The organism is Rothia sp. P5764 (assembly GCF_048512965.1).
Classification (GTDB): Bacteria; Actinomycetota; Actinomycetes; order Actinomycetales; family Micrococcaceae; genus Rothia.
Genome location: NZ_JBLXXQ010000001.1, coordinates 132,461 through 152,804, shown reverse-complemented (window position 1 = coordinate 152,804; position 20,344 = coordinate 132,461). Strand labels below are relative to the sequence as shown.

Annotated in this window: 22 protein-coding genes; all 22 read left to right on the top strand. The window is 55.1% G+C overall.

All coding sequences use genetic code 11. The features are described 5' to 3' along the window. Positions 1-259 precede the first annotated feature (259 nt). The 22 genes from ACN08Y_RS00725 (at position 260) to ACN08Y_RS00620 (ending at position 20,343) form a co-directional block, all read left to right on the top strand. Positions 260-2,347 carry a neutral/alkaline non-lysosomal ceramidase N-terminal domain-containing protein gene (locus tag ACN08Y_RS00725; protein ID WP_419111570.1) on the top strand — a complete coding sequence of 696 codons (2,088 nt, stop codon included), beginning with the start codon at positions 260-262 and terminating at the stop codon, positions 2,345-2,347. Between the two features lie 435 nt (positions 2,348-2,782). Further along, positions 2,783-3,157, top strand: coding sequence for a 30S ribosomal protein S12 (gene rpsL / locus ACN08Y_RS00720; protein ID WP_419099287.1), 375 nt, complete (start codon positions 2,783-2,785; stop codon positions 3,155-3,157). Continuing rightward, positions 3,157-3,627, top strand: a complete 471-nt coding sequence (gene rpsG / locus ACN08Y_RS00715) for a 30S ribosomal protein S7 (RefSeq protein ID WP_185174277.1) — start codon at positions 3,157-3,159, stop codon at positions 3,625-3,627. The genes rpsL and rpsG overlap by 1 nt, the downstream gene beginning before the upstream one ends. 75 nt (positions 3,628-3,702) lie before the next feature. Continuing rightward, a complete protein-coding gene (gene fusA, locus ACN08Y_RS00710; RefSeq protein WP_419099288.1) occupies positions 3,703-5,817 on the top strand; it encodes an elongation factor G in 2,115 nt (704 codons plus the stop codon). A gap of 192 nt (positions 5,818-6,009) precedes the next feature. Beyond that, positions 6,010-7,200, top strand: a complete 1,191-nt coding sequence (gene tuf / locus ACN08Y_RS00705; protein ID WP_419099289.1) for an elongation factor Tu — start codon at positions 6,010-6,012, stop codon at positions 7,198-7,200. A 554-nt stretch (positions 7,201-7,754) separates the two neighbouring features. Beyond that, positions 7,755-8,063: a 30S ribosomal protein S10 gene (gene rpsJ / locus ACN08Y_RS00700; protein WP_068169589.1), complete on the top strand. Its 309-nt coding sequence runs from the start codon at positions 7,755-7,757 to the stop codon at positions 8,061-8,063. 14 nt (positions 8,064-8,077) lie between these two features. Then, positions 8,078-8,734 (top strand): 50S ribosomal protein L3, encoded by a 657-nt coding sequence (gene rplC / locus ACN08Y_RS00695; RefSeq protein WP_419099290.1) that lies wholly within the window; start codon positions 8,078-8,080, stop codon positions 8,732-8,734. A gap of 6 nt (positions 8,735-8,740) precedes the next feature. Next, the gene (gene rplD, locus ACN08Y_RS00690) at positions 8,741-9,364 is read left to right on the top strand and encodes a 50S ribosomal protein L4 (RefSeq protein WP_419099291.1); all 624 of its coding nucleotides are present in this window, start codon (positions 8,741-8,743) and stop codon (positions 9,362-9,364) included. Further along, a complete protein-coding gene (gene rplW, locus ACN08Y_RS00685) occupies positions 9,364-9,675 on the top strand; it encodes a 50S ribosomal protein L23 (RefSeq protein WP_419111569.1) in 312 nt (103 codons plus the stop codon). The genes rplD and rplW overlap by 1 nt, the downstream gene beginning before the upstream one ends. A gap of 39 nt (positions 9,676-9,714) precedes the next feature. Continuing rightward, complete coding sequence (rplB, locus tag ACN08Y_RS00680; RefSeq protein WP_419099293.1) at positions 9,715-10,551, top strand: 50S ribosomal protein L2; 837 nt, start codon at positions 9,715-9,717, stop codon at positions 10,549-10,551. Positions 10,552-10,563: 12 nt separating this feature from the next. After that, complete coding sequence (gene rpsS, locus ACN08Y_RS00675) at positions 10,564-10,845, top strand: 30S ribosomal protein S19 (RefSeq protein ID WP_083090719.1); 282 nt, start codon at positions 10,564-10,566, stop codon at positions 10,843-10,845. Positions 10,846-10,906: 61 nt separating this feature from the next. Next, on the top strand, positions 10,907-11,272 hold the full coding sequence (rplV, locus tag ACN08Y_RS00670) for a 50S ribosomal protein L22 (RefSeq protein WP_419099294.1): 366 nt from the start codon (positions 10,907-10,909) through the stop codon (positions 11,270-11,272). After that, positions 11,273-12,070, top strand: a complete 798-nt coding sequence (rpsC, locus tag ACN08Y_RS00665; RefSeq protein ID WP_419099295.1) for a 30S ribosomal protein S3 — start codon at positions 11,273-11,275, stop codon at positions 12,068-12,070. Beyond that, positions 12,071-12,487, top strand: a complete 417-nt coding sequence (gene rplP, locus ACN08Y_RS00660) for a 50S ribosomal protein L16 (RefSeq protein ID WP_135012890.1) — start codon at positions 12,071-12,073, stop codon at positions 12,485-12,487. It abuts the gene before it with no gap. Positions 12,488-12,489: 2 nt separating this feature from the next. Then, a complete protein-coding gene (rpmC, locus tag ACN08Y_RS00655) occupies positions 12,490-12,723 on the top strand; it encodes a 50S ribosomal protein L29 (protein WP_419099296.1) in 234 nt (77 codons plus the stop codon). A 5-nt stretch (positions 12,724-12,728) separates the two neighbouring features. Beyond that, entirely contained in the window at positions 12,729-13,001 is a 273-nt protein-coding gene (gene rpsQ / locus ACN08Y_RS00650) for a 30S ribosomal protein S17 (RefSeq protein WP_419099297.1), read from the top strand. Between the two features lie 339 nt (positions 13,002-13,340). Continuing rightward, complete coding sequence (locus ACN08Y_RS00645) at positions 13,341-14,183, top strand: ABC transporter substrate-binding protein (RefSeq protein ID WP_419104859.1); 843 nt, start codon at positions 13,341-13,343, stop codon at positions 14,181-14,183. A gap of 47 nt (positions 14,184-14,230) precedes the next feature. Then, positions 14,231-16,435: a hypothetical protein gene (locus tag ACN08Y_RS00640; RefSeq protein ID WP_419111568.1), complete on the top strand. Its 2,205-nt coding sequence runs from the start codon at positions 14,231-14,233 to the stop codon at positions 16,433-16,435. A 40-nt stretch (positions 16,436-16,475) separates the two neighbouring features. Beyond that, positions 16,476-17,420: an LPXTG cell wall anchor domain-containing protein gene (locus ACN08Y_RS00635; protein ID WP_419111567.1), complete on the top strand. Its 945-nt coding sequence runs from the start codon at positions 16,476-16,478 to the stop codon at positions 17,418-17,420. Positions 17,421-17,453: 33 nt separating this feature from the next. Continuing rightward, complete coding sequence (locus ACN08Y_RS00630) at positions 17,454-18,467, top strand: FecCD family ABC transporter permease (protein WP_419111566.1); 1,014 nt, start codon at positions 17,454-17,456, stop codon at positions 18,465-18,467. Beyond that, entirely contained in the window at positions 18,464-19,540 is a 1,077-nt protein-coding gene (locus ACN08Y_RS00625; RefSeq protein WP_419104863.1) for a FecCD family ABC transporter permease, read from the top strand. Before ACN08Y_RS00630 ends, ACN08Y_RS00625 begins: the two co-directional genes overlap by 4 nt. Further along, a complete protein-coding gene (locus ACN08Y_RS00620) occupies positions 19,540-20,343 on the top strand; it encodes an ABC transporter ATP-binding protein (protein WP_419099303.1) in 804 nt (267 codons plus the stop codon). Before ACN08Y_RS00625 ends, ACN08Y_RS00620 begins: the two co-directional genes overlap by 1 nt. Position 20,344: the final 1 nt, after the last annotated feature.

Below are 20,344 nucleotides of genomic sequence, written 5' to 3'. Positions count from 1 at the left end.
TGGCCCTCTTTGGGAGAGGAGCTCTGAAAAGGAGGGGGAGGAGGCTTGGCTGATGAGGCGGCGAGCGGTCGATGGACTATCGGTGCGTGCGGAAAGTAACATTCGATCGGGTTTGGGTGCTGACCTGCATCAAAATCGGGGTCTGGCTTTCCTTGCCGTTTTTCTGAGGCTCAAGGGTGTCTGTGGAGGCGTAGTCTATAACCGTACATATCACTCTATTGCTTAGTACAAAGCAATCGCACATATTGAGGTCACCATGATGTCAAAGAAGAGAATAGGGGCGGGGATAGCTACCCTGGGTGCTACGTTGGCTCTTGTCGCCGGTAGCTCTCTGATGCCTGCAGAGGCTGCCAACCAGGTAACCCCCGCGACAGTCAGCGCTGCCAGCGTCTCGGACCTAATCCGTTCTAGTCAGCCAACAGAGCTTAATCCTTTTTTGGTGGGAGCCGGGGTTTCCGATATTACCGGTGAGGTAGCTGAGGTGGGCTTTATTGGCTATGGGACGGCCACACAGAAGGGCAGCGGTCTGCATACTCGTCAGTATGCCCGTGCCTTTGTTGTGATTGATCCGGTAGACGGGCAACGTAACCTGATAGTGGTTTTGGACGCTCTCAGTGGTTGGGGTAGTCTGCGTGAGGCTTTGGTGGATCAGATTCGAGCTGAGTTTGGCCCTGAGTTTTCAGAGGCCAATATCATGATTACAGCCAGCCATACGCATGCCACTCCTGGGGGAGTGAGTAAGGATGCCCTCTATAACATCACTACCTTGGGCTTCCACAAGGCTACTTTTGATGCTCAGGTCACTGGCTCCATGCGCGCTATTCGCCAGGCTCTTGCTGATCTAGCGCCCGGGAACGTCACGGTCTCCCAGTCTGAATTGACCGGGGTCGGTGTCAACCGTTCGGCTGTTGCTCAGCGGCAAGATCCTCCGGAACTTTTGCGGATGTTGACTGATGGTGTAGATCCTTCCAGCACTACTTTTCGGTTCGAGCACAATGGGGTAACCCGGGCGGTTCTCAACTGGTATGCGGTGCATGCTACGTCTTTGACCAACCAAAATACTCTGGTTTCTTCTGATAATAAGGGCTATGCCGAGTACCTGCTAGAGACGGTCGATCACGGGGTGGACCTTAATCAGGAAAGTGATCAGCCTGATTTTGTGGCTGCTTTTGCTAATAGTAGCGCTGGTGATGTCTCACCCAATACCTGGTTGAAACCTGGAATGGGCCCCACCGATGATCAGTTTGAAAACCTGAAGATCCAGGGTAGCCGCCAGGCTGATGCCGTCCGGCAGCAGTTGGCAAACCCCGGAGTGCCCCTTGGCCGGGGCTTGGACTCCCGAATTACGTATACGGATTTCTCTTCAGTAAATGTGAGCCAGCAGTTCACGGGCACTGGTTATGCCGGGCGAACCTGTAATGCTTCCCTGGGTGCACCTTTCGCAGCCGGCAGTGTGGAAGATGGGCCGGGAGCTGATGGTTTCAATGAGGGGGTAAATGCTAATAAGGTGTGGAGCGGCTTTAACTGGCTTGCCTATAGCGCATCCTCGGACTTGACCGCCTGCCAGTACCCTAAGGCAAATCTTTTGGCGGTTCATCAGCAGATCCAGCAAAAGTTACCGGTTCAGGTCATGCGTTTTGGTGACTACTACCTTTTGGGTATGCCCGGTGAACTGACGAGCGCTGTGGGGGCGCAATACCGGCAGGATATGGCAGAACTGTTTGGGGTAGATGTATCTCATATCATTGTTCAGGGCTACACTAATGCTTATAGCCATTATGTGACCACGCCTCAGGAATATGTGACCCAGCAGTATGAAGGCGGAGCAACTGTCTTTGGCATCAACGAGATGGGTGCCTTCCGTCAGGTCTTGCAGACTGTGGGTAGCTCCCTGAAAGAGGGTACAGAACTGAATATTGGTGATAAGCCTCTTATGCGCAAGCCTATGGAGTCGACTGTCGGCAAGGTCTGGTATGACAGCCCCGGCTGGGGTAACTACTATGGCAAGGTTTTGGCTCAACCGCGTGATACTCATACTGGGGGCCAGGTAAGCGCTCTCTTTGTGGGCGCGCACCCCAATAATAATCACAAGCTCAACGCCACCTATCTTGAGGTTCAGCGAAAGCAAGGGGACAGTTGGGTGAGGGTTGCAGCCGATAACGACCCCAATACCAAGTTCCATTGGCGGCGGCACTGGGCTGCCCAATCGCGTGTCAGCATTGAATGGCAGGTACCTGAGGAGGCTCTGCCCGGTACTTATCGCCTTGTCTACTACGGTGATTCAAAGCAAGCCAACGGAAAGATTACTCCCTTTACTGGAACCAGCCGGGAGTTTAAGGTCAGCTAGCACCTTGTGACTTCTTGCGGTGCCCGTCCCTCTTCTATGTGAGGGGCGGGCACCATTTTTGTAGGTAAATGGAGGGTAGAACCTGTCTTAAGTGCCTCATATCACCACGATCGCGGGTTTAAAGCTGAGGTTGAGCAGGCTTTGGGGTAGATTAAAGCGCGCAAAACAGGCTATAGTCATACCTGGAGTACTTAGCAGTGGCGTAAGCTCCTAGCTCAGTACATGAGAACCAATGGCAGAATGGACACCGTCCTTTGGCCTTGTTCACTCTCGACTTCGGTCGAAAAGTGATCTTGAGGCCTAAATGCCATTTTTTGTTATGTCTGGGTACATTCTGCTAAGCGTAAGAATTTCTTTTGCACTTATTTCCAAGTTGCAGAAGGCAAGTAAAGCCGGTTGAGCCTAACAGCCCAGCCGAAACCAAACGGAGAACAAGTGCCTACAATTCAGCAGTTGGTCCGTAAGGGCCGTGCACCCAAGGTCGTCAAGACCAAGGCGCCCGCACTTAAGGGCAACCCCATGAAGCGTGGCGTATGCACCCGTGTATACACCACTACCCCGAAGAAGCCGAACTCAGCACTGCGTAAGGTCGCACGTGTTAAGCTCAACGGCGGCATCGAGGTTACCGCATACATCCCCGGTGAGGGCCACAACCTTCAGGAACACTCCATCGTGCTGGTGCGCGGTGGTCGTGTGAAGGACCTCCCCGGTGTTCGTTACAAGATTGTACGTGGCGCACTGGATACCCAGGGCGTTAAGGGCCGCGGTCAGGCTCGTTCACGCTACGGCGCAAAGAAGGAGAAGAAGTAATGCCTCGTAAGGGTCCCGCTCCTAAGCGTCCCCTCGTAAACGATCCTGTTTACGGTTCACCGCTGGTCACCCAGCTCATCAACAAGGTTCTGCTGGACGGCAAGAAGTCAACCGCTGAGCGCATCGTTTATGGTGCACTCGAAGGCGTTGCTCAGAAGACCGGCGCAGATCCCGTAGCAACCCTCAAGAAGGCTATGGACAACGTCAAGCCTTCACTTGAGGTCCGCTCACGCCGCGTTGGCGGTGCGACCTACCAGGTCCCCGTCGAGGTTCGCGCAGGCCGTGCAACCGCATTGGCTCTTCGCTGGCTCGTTGGCTTCTCAAAGCTTCGTCGCGAGAAGACCATGACCGAGCGTCTCATGAACGAGATCCTGGATGCTTCCAACGGTCTCGGTGCAGCTGTGAAGCGTCGCGAAGACACTCACAAGATGGCAGAGTCCAACAAGGCCTTCGCACACTACCGCTGGTAATTTTTTCGTAGCCTGCCGCTATGTACAAAAGTACATAGCGGTAGGCTATCGGAGTTTCTCACAAGGGAGAACAAAGTGGCACTAGACGTGCTTACAGACCTAAAAAAGGTCCGCAACATTGGTATTATGGCGCACATTGACGCCGGTAAGACCACCACAACCGAACGCATCCTCTTCTACACCGGTATTAACCACAAGATTGGTGAAACCCACGACGGTGCGTCAACCATGGACTGGATGGCTCAGGAACAGGAACGCGGTATTACCATTACCTCCGCGGCTACCACCTGCTTCTGGAAGAACAACCAGATCAACATCATCGATACCCCCGGCCACGTTGACTTCACTGTTGAGGTTGAGCGTTCACTGCGCGTCCTCGACGGCGCTGTAGCCGTGTTCGACGGTAAGGAAGGCGTTGAGCCTCAGTCTGAAACCGTTTGGCGTCAGGCTGACAAGTACGAAGTTCCCCGCATCTGCTTCGTCAACAAGATGGACAAGCTGGGCGCTGACTTCTACTTCACCGTAGACACCATCGTCAAGCGTCTGGGCGCAACTCCTCTGGTCCTACAGCTCCCCATCGGCGCTGAAAACGACTTCATTGGCGTCGTTGACCTGCTCACGATGCAGGCCTATGTATGGCCCGGCGATGCCAAGGGCGACGTTACCATGGGCGCTTCCTACGAAACCCGCGAGATTCCTGCGGACTTGGTTGAGAAGGCCGAAGAGTACCGTTCACAGCTGGTTGAAGCTGTAGCTGAGTCCTCTGAAGAGCTCATGAACAAGTATCTGGAAGGCGAGGAACTGACCCTTGAGGAAATCAAGGCCGGTATCCGTCAGCTGACCGTCAACAATGAGGCTTACCCGGTTCTGTGTGGTTCAGCATTCAAGAACCGCGGCGTGCAGCCCATGCTTGACGCTGTTCTGGATTATCTGCCCTCACCGCTGGATGTTCCTGCTATGGTTGGTCACCTGCCCACCGACGAAGAGGCAGAAGTAACCCGCAAGCCCTCAGCAGATGAGCCTTTCGCGGCTCTGGCCTTCAAGGTCGCAGCACACCCCTTCTACGGTCAGCTGACCTACATCCGCGTTTACTCCGGTAAGGCTGCACAGGGCCAGCAGGTTCTGAACGCCACCAAGGGTAAGAAGGAACGTATTGGTAAGCTCTTCCAGATGCACTCCAACAAGGAGAACCCTGTTGAAGAGATCCAGGCAGGCCACATCTACGCAGCTATCGGCCTGAAGGACACCACCACCGGTGACACCCTCTGCGATATTGCTAACCCCGTGGTTCTGGAATCCATGACCTTCCCCGCACCCGTGATCTTCGTGGCCATTGAGCCCAAGACCAAGGGTGACCAGGAGAAGATGTCAACTGCGATTCAGAAGCTTTCTGCAGAAGACCCCACCTTCACTGTTTCACTCAACGAAGAAACCGGCCAGACCGAAATTGGCGGTATGGGCGAGCTCCACCTGGACATCATCGTTGACCGTATGAAGCGTGAATTCAAGGTTGAAGCAAATGTGGGTAAGCCCCAGGTTGCCTACCGCGAAACCATCACCAAGGCTGTCGAGAAGGTTGACTACACCCACAAGAAACAGACCGGTGGTTCTGGTCAGTTCGCTAAGGTTCAGGTTTCCTTCGAACCCGTTCCCCTGGACGCAGAAGAGCTCTACGAGTTTGATAACGTCGTTACCGGTGGTCGCGTTCCCCGCGAATACATCCCCTCTGTTGATGCCGGTATCCAGGACGCAATGCAGCTGGGTATCTTGGCTGGCTACCCCGTAGTCGGTGTCAAGGCTACTCTGATTGACGGCGCTTACCACGACGTTGACTCATCAGAAATGGCCTTCAAGATTGCTGGCTCAATGGTCTTCAAGGAAGGCGCACGTCGCGCTAACCCGGTTCTGCTTGAACCCCTGATGGCTGTTGAAGTTCGTACCCCGGAAGAGTACATGGGCGACGTGATCGGCGACCTGAACTCACGCCGCGGTCAGATCCAGTCGATGGAAGATGCAGCAGGCGTCAAGATCGTTCACGCTCTTGTTCCGCTGTCAGAAATGTTCGGTTACATCGGTGACCTCCGTTCAAAGACCCAGGGTCGTGCCGTCTTCTCCATGGAGTTCGACAGCTACTCAGAGGTTCCCAAGAACGTCGCTGATGAAATCATTCAGAAGAGCCGCGGCGAATAATTCTCGCCCTGGTACGGCTCGCTTAATGTGAGCCGTACCGCTTTTCAAAAAACCTAATAAATGAACCTCTCTGGGTTTCGCCTGACCGGCCTTATCCGCTATTGTGGTAGCTAGACCGCCTTCTATGGCGGAGTGCGCCGGTATCAAACCCGAGTGCAGGTTCTCAAATCTTCTCTATAGGAGGAAAAACTCTTGGCAAAAGCTAAGTTCGAGCGCTCCAAGCCTCACGTAAACGTCGGTACTATTGGTCACGTTGACCACGGTAAGACTACTCTGACCGCTGCTATCTCTAAGGTTCTTGCAGACAAGTACCCTGACCTGAACGAGAAGCGCGACTTCGGTATGATCGACTCCGCTCCCGAAGAGCGCCAGCGCGGTATTACCATTAACATTGCTCACATCGAGTACCAGACCGAGAAGCGCCACTACGCACACGTTGACGCTCCCGGCCACGCTGACTACGTCAAGAACATGATCACCGGTGCTGCTCAGATGGACGGCGCAATCCTGGTTGTTGCTGCCACCGACGGCCCCATGGCACAGACCCGCGAGCACGTTCTGCTGGCTCGCCAGGTTGGCGTTCCCACCCTGCTTGTTGCTCTCAACAAGTCAGACATGGTTGAAGATGAAGAACTTCTCGACCTGGTTGAGATGGAAGTTCGCGAACTTCTGTCCTCACAGGAATTCGATGGCGACAACGCTCCTGTTGTTCGCGTTTCCGCTCTGAAGGCTCTGGAAGGTGACCCCGAGTGGGTTGCTAAGGTTGAAGAGCTCATGGACGAGGTTGACAACTACATTCCCGACCCCGTACGTGAGAAGGACAAGCCCTTCCTCATGCCCATCGAGGACGTCTTCACCATCACCGGTCGCGGTACCGTTGTTACCGGCCGTGCAGAGCGCGGTACCCTCAAGATCAACTCCGAAGTTGAGATCGTTGGTATCCGCCCCATCCAGAAGACCACCGTTACCGGTATCGAGATGTTCCACAAGCAGCTCGACGAAGCTTGGGCAGGCGAGAACTGTGGTCTGCTGCTTCGCGGTCTCAAGCGCGATGACGTAGAGCGTGGTCAGGTTGTTGTTGCTCCCGGCTCAATCACCCCCCACACCCAGTTCGAGGCTAACGTTTACATCCTTTCCAAGGATGAAGGCGGCCGCCACAACCCCTTCTACTCGAACTACCGTCCTCAGTTCTACTTCCGCACCACCGACGTTACCGGTGTTATCACCCTTCCCGAGGGCACCGAAATGGTTATGCCCGGCGACAACACTGAGATGACCGTTGAGCTCATCCAGGAAATCGCTATGGAAGAGGGCCTGGGCTTCGCAATCCGCGAAGGCGGCCGCACCGTCGGTTCAGGTCGCGTAACCAAGATCATCAAGTAAGTCTGACTTACCCTAAGATCTGCAACTACCCCTAGGGTAGAAGCGCAAGGGCTGGCCCCGCAGAGTAATCTGCGGGGCCAGCCCTTTTACATTGTGTAGCCTTTTGAGTCCTTGCATCTTGGAAACCTCTGATCTCAGGGAGGCTCTTTGAGGGGTGGCTCTAGCAGGGTACCTGTTAACATATGTGGGTCTGAACACTTCAAGAAAGAAAATCTTGCTAAGAATAGATAACTCTGGCATGATTGAGTACGTTGTTCAAGCGTTTGCCCGCTGAAAGTAGCCAGATAGCAGTTCTGATAGATGGTGAAGGCAAACCCAAATATGACCCAATCGATCAGTTCGAGGGAATAGTGCGCGCTTTTTATGCATTGCATAGGCGACACGCCCGAGTTCGGGGGTCGGTGCCTCGGCAGGGTGAGGAACCCGGCAGATGCCGGATTCAGCCTGTTAGAGGCGGCGCGAAAGAAATGAAGATTCATCTCTTTACCTTAAGCGCCATAAAAAGGAGCAACCGCTCCGTTACAGGGAAGTAGACAAGAAAGAGAGTCCGACAGATGGCGGGACAGAAAATCCGCATCCGTCTGAAGTCATACGACCACGAGGTCATTGATTCTTCAGCTCGGAAAATCGTTGAGACAGTTACGCGTGCAGGCGCTACGGTAGTTGGCCCCGTGCCCCTACCCACCGAAAAGAACGTGTACTGCGTTATCCGTTCGCCTCACAAGTACAAGGACAGCCGCGAGCACTTTGAAATGCGCACGCACAAGCGTCTGATCGACGTCGTTGATCCGACCCCCAAGGCTGTTGATGCCCTCATGCGTCTTGACCTTCCGGCAGACGTAAACATCGAAATCAAGCTGTAGAGGATCGCATCTAAATGACTAACAAGTTCGAGCGCCAGGTTAAGGGCCTGCTGGGCACCAAGCTTGGCATGACCCAGGTCTGGGACGAAAACGGCAAATTCGTGCCCGTTACTGTCGTCAAGGCCGATTCAAACGTTGTTACCCAGCTGCGCAAGGCTGAAACCGATGGCTACGAAGCTATCCAGATCGGTTTCGGTGCTATCGAAGCTCGTAAGGTAACCAAGCCCCTCGCCGGTCACTTCGAGAAGGCAGGCGTAACTCCTCGCCGTCACCTCGTTGAACTCCGCACCTCAGACGCTGCAGAATACTCACTCGGTCAGGAACTGACCGTTGAGCTCTTCGAAGCTGGCCAGAAGGTTGACGTAGTAGGCAAGACCAAGGGTAAGGGCTTCGCCGGTGTTATGAAGCGTCACGGCTTCGCAGGTGTAGGTGCATCACACGGTGCCCACAAGAACCACCGTAAGCCCGGCTCAATCGGTGGCGCATCATACCCCGCACGCGTGTTCAAGGGTATGCGCATGGCAGGCCGTATGGGCGCTGCACGCCACACCACCATGAACCTCACTATTCAGGGTGTAGATGCAGAAAACAATGTTCTTTTGATCAAGGGCGCAATCCCCGGTCCTAAGGGCGGCGTTGTTCTGGTTCGCACCGCTGTGAAGGGAGCCTAATACACCATGGCTGTCAAGACCGTAAAGGTAGACCTGCCCGCTGATATCTTCGACGCTCAGGCATCTGTACCCCTGCTTCACCAGGTGGTAGTTGCCCAGCTCGCAGCAGCTCGTCAGGGTACTCACAAGACCAAGAACCGCGGCGAAGTTTCCGGCGCAGGCCGTAAGCCCTTCAAGCAGAAGGGTACCGGCCGTGCACGTCAGGGCTCCATTCGCGCCCCCCACATGACCGGTGGTGGCGTTGTACATGGCCCGACCCCTCGTAGCTACGCTCAGCGGACCCCCAAGAAGATGATTGCAGCTGCCCTGCGCGGCGCTCTCTCCGATCGCGCTCGTCACGATCGCGTTCACGTTGTCGAAACCCTGGTTGAAGGCCCCAAGCCTTCCACTAAGGCAGCTAAGGCAGCAATCGCAGAGATCACCAGCCGCAAGAATGCACTGGTTGTCATCGACCGCAAGGACGACCTGGTAGCACTGTCAGCACGCAACCTGGAGAACGTACACGTTATCTACGCAGATCAGCTGAACACCTACGATGTTCTGATCTCAGATGACGTTATCTTCACCAAGGATGCCTACGACGTATTTGTCGCAGTTGCTTCCAAGGCCAAGAAAGAGGCTGCTAAGTAATGTCTGTTACCACCTCAACTTTCAAGGATCCCCGCGACGTGATTATCGCTCCCGTCGTGTCGGAAAAGAGCTACGGTCAGCTCGACGAAGGTAAGTACACCTTCCTCGTAGACCCCCGCTCCAACAAGCTGGAAATCAAGCAGGCCATCGAGACCATCTTCGATGTCAAGGTTGCTTCCATCAACACCGCCAACCGTGCAGGCAAGCGCAAGCGCACCCGCCACGGTTGGGGTGCTCGTAAGAACACCAAGCGTGCGATTGTAACCCTCAAAGAAGGCGCAATCGACCTCTTCGGCGGTCCGGTAGCATAGGCTCCGGAGACCACTTTAGCGAAGGAAAGAAATATCTAAATGGGTATTCGTAAACACAAGCCGACGACCCCGGGTCGCCGTGGCTCGAGCGTATCAGATTTCGCAGAAATCACCCGCTCAACCCCGGAAAAGTCCCTGGTCCGTCCGCTCCCCAAGAAGGGCGGCCGTAACAACACCGGTCGCATCACCACCCGTCACAAGGGTGGTGGACACAAGCGCCAGTACCGTCTGATCGACTTCCGTCGTCACGACAAGGACGGTGTTGACGCACGCGTTGCACACATCGAGTACGATCCCAACCGTACCGCTCGCATCGCACTGCTCCACTACGTTGATGGCACCAAGCGTTACATCATCGCCCCCAACAAGCTTGCTCAGGGCGACATCGTTGAGTCAGGTCCCGCGGCCGATATTAAGCCCGGCAACAACCTGCCCCTGCGTAACATCCCTGTGGGTACCGTGATCCACGCTGTTGAGCTCCGCCCCGGTGGCGGTGCCAAGATGGGCCGCTCAGCTGGCGCATCTATCCAGCTGGTTGCAAAGGAAGGTAAGTACGCTCAGCTGCGTCTGCCCTCCGGCGAAATCCGCAACGTTGATGTCCGTTGCCGCGCAACCGTTGGTTCGGTTGGTAACGCTGAGCAGTCAAACATCAACTGGGGTAAAGCAGGCCGTAACCGCTGGAAGGGCATCCGCCCGACCGTTCGCGGTGTCGTCATGAACCCCGTTGACCACCCCCACGGTGGTGGTGAGGGTAAGACCTCAGGTGGCCGTCACCCGGTTAACCCCAACGGTAAGCCCGAGGGCCGCACCCGCCGCCCCAACAAGGAAAGCGACAAGCTCATTGTTCGTCGCCGTCGTACTGGCAAGAAGCGCTAAGGAGCCTGAAACATGCCTCGTAGTTTGAAGAAGGGCCCTTTCGTTGATCAGCACCTTTTTGTAAAGGTTGCAGCTCAGAACGAGAAGGGCACCAAGAACGTTATCAAGACTTGGTCCCGCCGCTCGATGATTATTCCCGACATGCTCGGTCATACCATCGCAGTGCACGACGGACGCAAGCACGTACCCGTGTTCATCACTGAGTCCATGGTCGGACACAAGCTCGGCGAGTTTGCACCGACCCGTACTTTCCGTGGCCACGTTAAGGACGACCGCAAGGGCAAGCGTCGCTAAGAACGGGTAACCGTTTTTAGATACGTTTCCCTTTCGGCAATAGACGAAAGAGAGATAGGCAATGGAAGCCAAGGCAACTGCGTCGTACGTACGCGTTACGCCTATGAAGGCACGCCGCGTCATCAACCTTATCCGTGGCAAGCAGGCGGAAGAGGCTCTGGCGATTCTGAAGTTCGCTCCTCAGGGCGCTTCAGAACCGGTATACAAGATCGTTGCATCAGCTGTTGCAAACGCTCGCCAGAAGGCGACCCAGCAGGGTCTGCCCTTCAAGGAAGAGGAGCTGTTCATCAGCGAAGCATACGCGAACGAAGGTCCCACCATGAAGCGATTCCAGCCTCGTGCCCAGGGCCGTGCGTTCCGCATCAACAAGCGCACCAGCCACATCACCGTGGTAGTTGCTACCCCGGAGAAGGAGGAGGGCCGCTAAATGGGTCAGAAAATTAACCCCAACGGTTTCCGACTTGGTATCACCACCAACCACGTTTCAAAGTGGTTCGCTGACTCCAACAAGGAAGGCGAACGCTACGCAGACTACGTTCGCGAAGATGTAAAGATTCGTGAACTCCTGTCAAAGGGTATGGAACGCGCAGGCATCGCAAAGGTTGAGATCGAGCGTACCCGTGACCGTGTTCGTGTGGACATCCACACCGCACGCCCCGGTATCGTTATCGGCCGCCGCGGCGCCGAAGCAGACCGTATCCGTGGCGAGCTCGAGAAGCTCACCGGCAAGCAGATTCAGCTGAACATCCTCGAGGTTGCTAACCCCGATCTGTCAGCTCAGCTGGTTGCCCAGGGCATCGCAGAGCAGCTTGCTTCACGCGTAGCATTCCGCCGCGCAATGAAGAAGGCAATCCAGTCCGCACAGCGTGCAGGTGCTAAGGGTATCCGTATCCAGTGCTCCGGCCGTCTGGGTGGCGCTGAAATGTCACGTTCAGAGTTCTACCGCGAAGGCCGTGTGCCCCTGCACACCCTGCGTGCGAACATCGACTACGGTTTCTTCGAAGCAAAGACCACCTTCGGCCGTATTGGCGTCAAGGTATGGATCTACAAGGGTGACCTCACCGACAAGGAGCTTGCTGCACAGCAGGCTTCTGGTAACCGTCGCGGCAACAACCGTGGTGGCGACCGTCGTCGTGCAGGTGGCCGTGGGCCCCGCCGTGAACGTCGTTCCGACAACGCTTCAGCACCCGCTGAAGCAAAGACTGCAGAAAACGGTGAGGCATAAATGCTAATTCCCCGTCGAGTTAAGTACCGCAAGCAGCATCACCCCAAGCGTTCAGGTATGGCTAAGGGTGGCACCGAGGTAGCGTTCGGTGAGTGGGGCATTCAGGCTCTGACTCCCGCATACGTCACCAACCGTCAGATTGAAGCTGCACGTATTGCAATGACCCGTCACATCAAGCGTGGCGGTAAGGTTTGGATCAATATTTATCCCGACCGTCCGCTAACCAAGAAGCCTGCTGAAACCCGTATGGGTTCCGGTAAGGGTTCACCCGAATGGTGGGTCGCAAACGTAAAGCCCGGTCGAGTTATGTTCGAACTCTCCGGTGTATCCGAAGAAGTGGCTCGCGAAGCTATGCGCCTCGCAATCCACAAGCTCCCGATGAAGGCACGCGTTGTGCGTCGCGAAGGTGGTGAATAGAAATGGCAGTTGGATCAAAGGATCTGAGCATCGACAACCTCGCAGAGCTCTCCAACGAGAATCTGGTAGAGAAGCTGCGTGCGTCGAAGGAGGAGCTATTCAACCTCCGTTTCCAGGCAGCCACTGGTCAGCTTGAAAATCCCGGTCGTATCCGCTCGGTCAAGCGCGACATTGCACGTATTTACACTGTGCTTCGCGAACGCGAGCTCGGTATTCGTCCCGCAACCGAAGGTTAAATCACATGAGTGAAGTAAAGACTGAAGAGCGCGGCTACCGCAAGACTCGCCGCGGCTACGTTGTGTCCGACAAGATGGACAAGACTGTAGTCGTTGAGGTCGAGGACCGCGTGAAGCACGCACTGTACGGCAAGGTTATGCGCCGTAGTTCCAAGATCAAGGCACACGATGAGCAGAACACTGCTGGTATTGGTGACCTGGTTCTCTTGGCTGAGACCCGTCCGCTATCCGCTACCAAGCGCTGGCGCGTCGTGGAGATCATCGAAAAGGCTAAGTAAGCCCTAGAGATGAGTCAGACCTGGTGCTGACTTTTCAAGGTGCCCTTTCCCATTATTATTTGGGGGAGGGCACCTTTTTGCGCCCTGCTTCTGCTTGAAGCCCATGACTCAATAAAGTAAGGTAAGGCTTAGCTTATTATCCCAACCACTTTCTGAGGCTTCACTTTGTTACCCCTTAATAGACGTACTTTTTTTCTGACAACAGGTTTAGCGGCAGCAAGCGGGCTTACCGCCTGCTCACAGGCGGAGACCTCATCGGCCGCTCAGTCTGGAGCCAGCCGGATTGTAGTAGATGTTGAAGGTAATGAGGTCAGGTTGCCTGAGCGACCTCAGAAAGTAGTGACTCTCTCTGAACCGACCCTAGATGCGGCCTTGGCCTTAGGGGTTATGCCGGCGGGTACAGTTTCAGGCAGGGGGCAGGCAACAGTACCCCACTATCTTCAAGATAAAGCAGCAGATATTAAAATCCTGGGTTCTGTCTCGGAGCTCAACTATGAGGCCATTGGGGCTCTTAAGCCAGATTTGATCTTGGCTGATGGCACCAGTATCAATAACCGGCCCGATGTTCTGGATATTTTAAAGGCCATAGCTCCCTTGGTTTTTTGTGGGTATGCCGGTGGTCCGTGGCAGACCAATCTGGACTTTGTGGCCCAGGCACTGAATCTGCAAGATCGGGGCCAGCAGGTTAAAGATGAATATGCCCAGCTGACACGTTCTTTAGCCCAAGAACTTGCCCCTCAATACTCGGATAAAACCTTTTCTGTAGTTCGCTGGCAGGGGGGCGGGCCCTCTCTGATTCTTAAGGAACTACCGGCCGGTCAGGTGCTTTCAGACCTTAAATTGGCCAGACCTGCTGGTCAGGATCGTTTGGGTAGGGGGCATTCTGAACCTGTATCCCTGGAGAACCTATCTCTCATTGATGCTGACTATATGTTTTTTGGCACCTTGGGTGGTGCCAGCCAAGATAACCCCCACTCCGAGACCGGGGCTGATCGTCAGGGCGCGCAAGTAGCTTTAGAGGCTGCTCAAGAGACATCAGGCTTTACCGATCTCAAAGCCTATCGTCAGGACCATATTATTTTGGTTGACGGCTCGCTATGGACATCAACAGGTGGTCCCTTGCTCATGAAGGGAATTGCTGAGAATATCCGTGAGGTATTACTGACAGATTCTGCCCGGTAGATTCTCAAGGTCCCTAGAAAATAACGAGCGTTAGGTAAGAATTCGTGATGAGTCAAAACTCTCCCAAAGCTATTCGAGGGCGTCGCTACCTAGCCGCGCTTACTCTTTCATCGGGTTTGGTCCTCTGTCCTGCCCTGGTGCAACCCAGTATAGATCCCTCTGGACTAGGCTTAGGTGCTCATGCGCTGGAGGCCAGCCCGCAGGTAGAGGTCACTAGCCCCGAGGGGGCTACAGTCAAAGGGCCAGATTCCATAAAATTTGGGCAGACTATAGAGGTGACCGGTAGCGGCTGGCTACACCCAGAAGGGGGTGGTTCTACCATTACCCTCAAGGCAGACAAGAGGGGTTTGACCCGGGGCGGCAGTGATATCCTCAAAACTTTTACGGCGGAGGACGATGGTAGCTTCAAGCTCACTCTCGACTACCCCAGCCTGGCTAACGGTTTTGATCAAGAGTGGGAGCCAGGCTCTGAGCATATTTTCCATTTTCTGACAGGTTCAGGCAAGGCCGGGGATGCTATGCGAGCCCTGGTACTACCGGTAACCATTGAAGGCGAGCCTGATTCGCCGGCCCCTGCCCCTGATACCAGCCAATGGACCAAGCTAAGCGCCGGTCAGGCCTCGCTGTTCATTAAGCCCTACCAATCTGGTGAAAAAATCCGGGTGCGGGGCCAGGGCTGGGTTAAAGGCCAAGGTCAGGGCGGGTCCGTCGTAGCCCTCAAACTGGCCTCCGGTCAGGATACTTTCTATGAGAGGGCAGATAACAGTGCCCAAAACGCCTATCTGAGAACCCTGGGGCAAGCTGAGCTGGGGGAGGACCGGACTATTTGGGCACTGCTAACAGATGATGCGTCGGTGGCTAATCCTCAAGAGGGCATCTATCTCATCAGTTCAGATGGTTCCTTTGATCTAGAGCTAGAGGTGCCAGAACCCTTGCGCCAGGCCCAAGCTGGGCAGTATCTGGCAGTCCAGACCCTTTCTGGTCGCTTTGCCCCCGGAGATACCCGGCGTTCAGCTCGTTCTGAGCCGGTGCCGGTTAATGGGCTTGCCTCTCAGGAGGGGAAGAAAGATGACCAGGTCACTTGCCAGACCGAGCAGGCCTCACCTTCGGCCCGGCTGGCCCAAAAGACGGTTCAGGCAGGCGGTAGCTTGCACCTGCTGGGGCAGGGCTGGTGTAACCCCCAAGGTAAGGGAGCACCCCGTATAGCGGTTAAGATTGATGATGCCGCTATCTCGCACCGAGATACGGCGGTTCATAGCAATAAGACTATCTGGGCGATTATCGAACCTGACCCCAAAACCGGAGAAATTGATACCTGGATTCAGCTTCCTGCCGCTGATGGCAGTGACTCAGAACCGGGGCTCTCTGAGGGAGCTCACAGCTTACGGCTCTTGGCAGGTTCGCTTCAAGCTGGTGACATGAGGGTTTCCTACGGTGGAACTGGCACCCTGGACTTTATCGTCGGTAAGTATGCTCCCACCAGAATGCCTGATGTGCTTAGTGAAGAGGAGATTACCTCTAGCCCCCGCAATGAGGTCATGGTTAAGCGAGATGATCTCAAGATTTCTGTGACAGTTCCCCAAGCAGAGCCCGGCCAGTGGGTAAGGGTCAATCCCTACCTGGGTGGTTCGATTCGAGCACGCTGGGGCAGTACATGGCAACAGCTAGATCAAGACAGAAGCATCCACTACTCCATGCCTGAGAGTTTGGCAGCAGGGGATTACAAGTTTGTCGTCCAGAGCGGTGATCAAGAGAGCTTTGGCAAATTGATGGGGTGGGCCAGCCTTAAAGTAGCGCAAGAGTCCCAGGATACTGGTAAGTCAGCTACCTGGAGCAAGGTGCTAGCCGGTGGCAATGCTGTGCAGGCTACTGGACTGAGCAGGGCTAGTGTGGGAACCCAACTTGGTGTCACGAGTCAGGCTGGTGTCTTGGGCAGGGCCCAAAATCCAGCCGCTGGTGGGCTGACAGGCGCTAACAACAGTAGTTCTCAACTGAGCAGGATTGTTCGCGTGGCTCCTGCCCCAGCCCAGGTCAAGCAGGCACCTCAAGACTCTAAAAAACCCGCGCCCTCAGCTTCGGATCGGGTCCTACAGGCCCCCCAATCCGCGAGAGTTGAGCCGGCTCAGGACCCGCTCATTAGCCAAGAGACGGTCGAACCGGGTGCCGATATGTCTCTTTTCAATAATCTGCTCTTGCTCGCTGGCGCGCTCCTTGTGCTTGTTGTGGTCTTGCTACCGCGCAAGAAACAGTAGACCTCCTTGCCTAAAATTTTCGGATAGAAAGACAAAAAACATGCCTCTACAAACCTCCATGAGAAAGCTGCTAGCAGCTACGGTTCTTGGCTCAACTCTTGTTTTCAGTGCCCCTCAGGCCCTGGCCATCCCACCGGGTGGGGCTAGCGCCAATACCCCAGGTACTTCTTCAACGGTTACTCCTGGTAGCCTGCGTGCTGGTGACACTATCAGCTTCACTGTCTCGGGTTTCCCTGCCAACGAGCAAGTCAACGTCAAAATTGATAACGGGGACGCCTGCCCCTCTGACTCCCCTCAGGGGGCCTGCGTGGTTCACCAACTAAAAACGGATTCCCAGGGCAAGGCCTCGGGCTCCTTTGTGCTGTCGCGGGAATTAGCACCCGGCCAACATACCCTACGGTTCCTGGCTACAGAGATTATCTATAACTCCGATGGACAACAAAACGGAACGAGGGGATATTCAAACCAGTCCCCGGCCTTCACCATTGAGAGCGGGGAGCAGGACTCCCAGGGTGGCTCCTCGGGTGGGCAGGCAGCTCCCGGTGATAAGGGGCAGGCAGGTCAAGGTCAGAACTCCGGGGGCCAGAATCAAGGCCAGCAGAATGCGGGCTCTAATAGCGGGACCTCTGGAACCTCCCAGGGGCGAACCGACAGCGGGCAGACAGATGGCAATGGCAGCGGCCAAGAGGATGTTATCTATCAGGATGCTGAGGGCAACCAAATTAGCAAAGAGGAGTATGATGCCCTCATGAAAGAGCAGGAGCAAGGCCAGCCTTCAGCATCGGCTTCGGGTTCTGCCTCCGCTTCGGCTTCAAGCTCCGCTTCTGCTTCGCCTGATCCCTCTGCTTCGGCCAGTTCGGTAGCCCAGGACCAGCCAGCTAGCCAGAAGCAGCAAGAAGGTTCTCTTCCCTGGATCGGCATCATTGGCTTGAGCCTAGCGGCCTTGGTTGCTGGCTTTGTCCTATGGCGTCGTCGCCAGGCCTAAGCATCATCAATGGCCAATTACGCAAAAGCTATCATGGGAGATGTACAGCGGCCGGTCATCGGTAAGCGCTCTGTGTGGTGGTTCCTGTTGTTCTTGACCCTGCTTGGGATCAGTATCGCTTTATCACTTTTTTGGGGCTCGCACCAGCTAGATAGCAGTACTGTCCTCCAGGTGCTTGGGGGGCAGGGCCCAGATCAAGCTCAGAAGATTATTTGGGAACAGCGCATCCCCCGCACGGGCCTAGCCCTGGTCTGCGGAGCTGCTTTGGCTCTAGCCGGGTCCTTGATGCAGTCTTTGACTCGTAACCCCTTGGCAGAACCGGGCCTACTGGGCATCAACGCGGGAGCTTCGGTTGCCGTTGTCCTTTCTGTGGTTTTATGGGGAGCTGCCGGTATATATAGGTATATGGGAGCCGCTCTGGTGGGGGCCTGCCTGGCTACCTTAGCTGTTTATCTGCTGGGGCGGGGGGCTCGGTCCTCCATCATCAGACTGGCGCTGGCAGGGGTGGCTTTATCGGCTGCTCTGAGTGCTCTTAATCAGGCCCTGATCCTATCTAACCAAGAAGCCTATGACGAGTTTAGATTCTGGGTTGCCGGTTCTCTTCAGGGGCGGGGGAGCGATATATTCTTAGCGCTCAGTCCTTTGCTGGGCCTGGGTTTTCTCCTTGCTTTCTGGGTTACCCCGGCTATCAATGCACTGGCTATGGGTGAGGAGAGCGCTATATCTTTGGGGGTCAACCTGAAGAAAACTTATTTCCTGACTCTGGTTGTTGTGACACTGCTGGCAGGTTTGGTGACGGCTGCTATTGGTCCTATAGCTTTTGTCGGTCTAGCCGTTCCCTATATGGTGAGATATTTCGTAGGTAATGATCTTCGGTGGGTTAACTTAGGCTCCATGATTTTGGGTCCCTGCTGGCTTCTGAGTGCAGATGTTCTGGCTCGCCTGATCTTCGCGCCCCAGGAGACCCATGTGGGCATCATAGCTACCCTGGTCGGGGCCCCCTTTTTTGTGATCATGATGAGCCGCCGTAAAGAGGTGGTCCTATGAGTCTGACCCAGCAACGCGGTCTACATATCAGCAGAGCGCGGGATCTGGCGGGCAGGCCGGTCCTGGCCGTATCTGGCCTGATGAACTTTCAGCTGCCCCTGCGGCTGGCTTTCTACAACCTCTGCCTCTACCTACTGATTCTCGCCCTTGGCCTTTGGGCTTTGACTCAGGGAGATTATGACCTGTCTCCCGCTCAGGTTCTTCAGGCCCTCAAAGGTGGTTCTGATGATGCCTTAGCTAGCTATTTTGTGAGAGAAGTAAGAGCTCCCCGAATTGTTGCTGCTCTCTTAGTAGGCCTAGCCCTGGGAGTTTCCGGCGCTATCTTTCAGATTATTTCCGGTAACTCGCTGGGCTCCCCAGATATCATTGGTTTTACCTATGGTGCGGCTACAGGCGCACTGATCAACATCATTATTTTTGATGCTGGCCCCTTAGGGATAGCCTGTGGCGCTATTAGCGGTGGCTTGGTCAGCTCTCTCATCGTTTGGTTTTTGACACGTCAAACAGGGCTTCGCGGTACCCGTCTGGTCTTGATTGGGCTGGGTTTAGGGGCCACTCTTTCGGCCTTGAATGCTCTCTTGGTGGTAGGGGCCTCCCTCACTCAGGCTCAAACTGCTGCCTCATGGATGGCGGGGAGCCTCAACACCATGAATTGGGGAAAAATCAGTTTCTTGGCTCTGGGACTGGTCATTTTGCTTCCCCTGAGCTGGAGCCTGAGCAGGCCCCTGGGCTCTCTTACCTTTGGCGGGCAGATTGCGGTAGGGCTGGGTGTTCCTCTGACAAAGGTCAGGGTTACAGCACTTTTCGTAGGAGTTTTGCTTGTCTCCCTTGCTACGGCAGTGACTGGTCCTTTGGCATTTGTGGCCTTGGCGGCACCGCACCTTGCCCGAAAAATTACTAGAGTCCAGGGTGCCGGGCTGGCAAGTGCAGCAGCTACTGGGGCTTGCCTGGTACTCCTATCGGATCTTATCGGTCAATACGCCTTCAGGGCCCCTCTACAGGTGGGGGTCGTTACCGGTGCCTTAGGCGGTATATATTTGGTCTACCTGATTGCTATGGAAGGAAAGCGCTGATGGTGCTAGCTCAGCCCGAATCGAGACTTCAGGCTCGGGACCTCTGCCTTGGCTACGGGGCTCAGGCTGTTCTTGAAGGTGTGGACTTGGATGTTCTCGAAGGAGAGCTTACGGTCATTCTTGGCCCTAATGCCTGCGGAAAATCTACCCTTCTCAAAGCACTGTCAAGAGTCTTGATACCTCAAGGAGGGCAGGTTCTCTTAGACCAGGAACTGATGCAATCGCTCAAATCGAAAGATATTGCCCGGGTTCTAGCTATGTTGCCGCAAACACCGGATATTCCTGCAGGTGCGACTGTTGCGGATATTGTGGCTAGGGGCCGTTACCCCCACCAGGGTTTTCTGAAAACCTGGTCCGCTCAAGACCAAGAAATATGTACTCAAGCTATGGCCTCAGCTCAGGTTTTAGATTTGGCTGAGCGCAGTATCGAAGAGCTTTCTGGGGGGCAACGCCAGCGGGTCTGGATTGCTATGACCCTGGCTCAGCAGACCCCCCTGGTCCTCCTCGATGAGCCAACTACCTATCTTGATATCACCCATCAAATAGAGGTGCTTAATCTGACTCGGGAACTGTACCGGCAGGGGAGTACTGTGGTGGTGGTTCTTCACGACCTTAATCTAGCTTTTCGGTACGCTACACACGTAGTCTTGATGCGTTCCGGTAAAATTCTTGCCCAAGGGGACCCTCGCCAGATTGTGACTGAGAGCCTTATCAAAGAAGTGTACGGTCTAGATTCCCTGGTCATTGAAGACCCCTGCTCCGGTACGCCCCTGGTTATTCCTACCTTCTCTCAGGGGGCCTAGC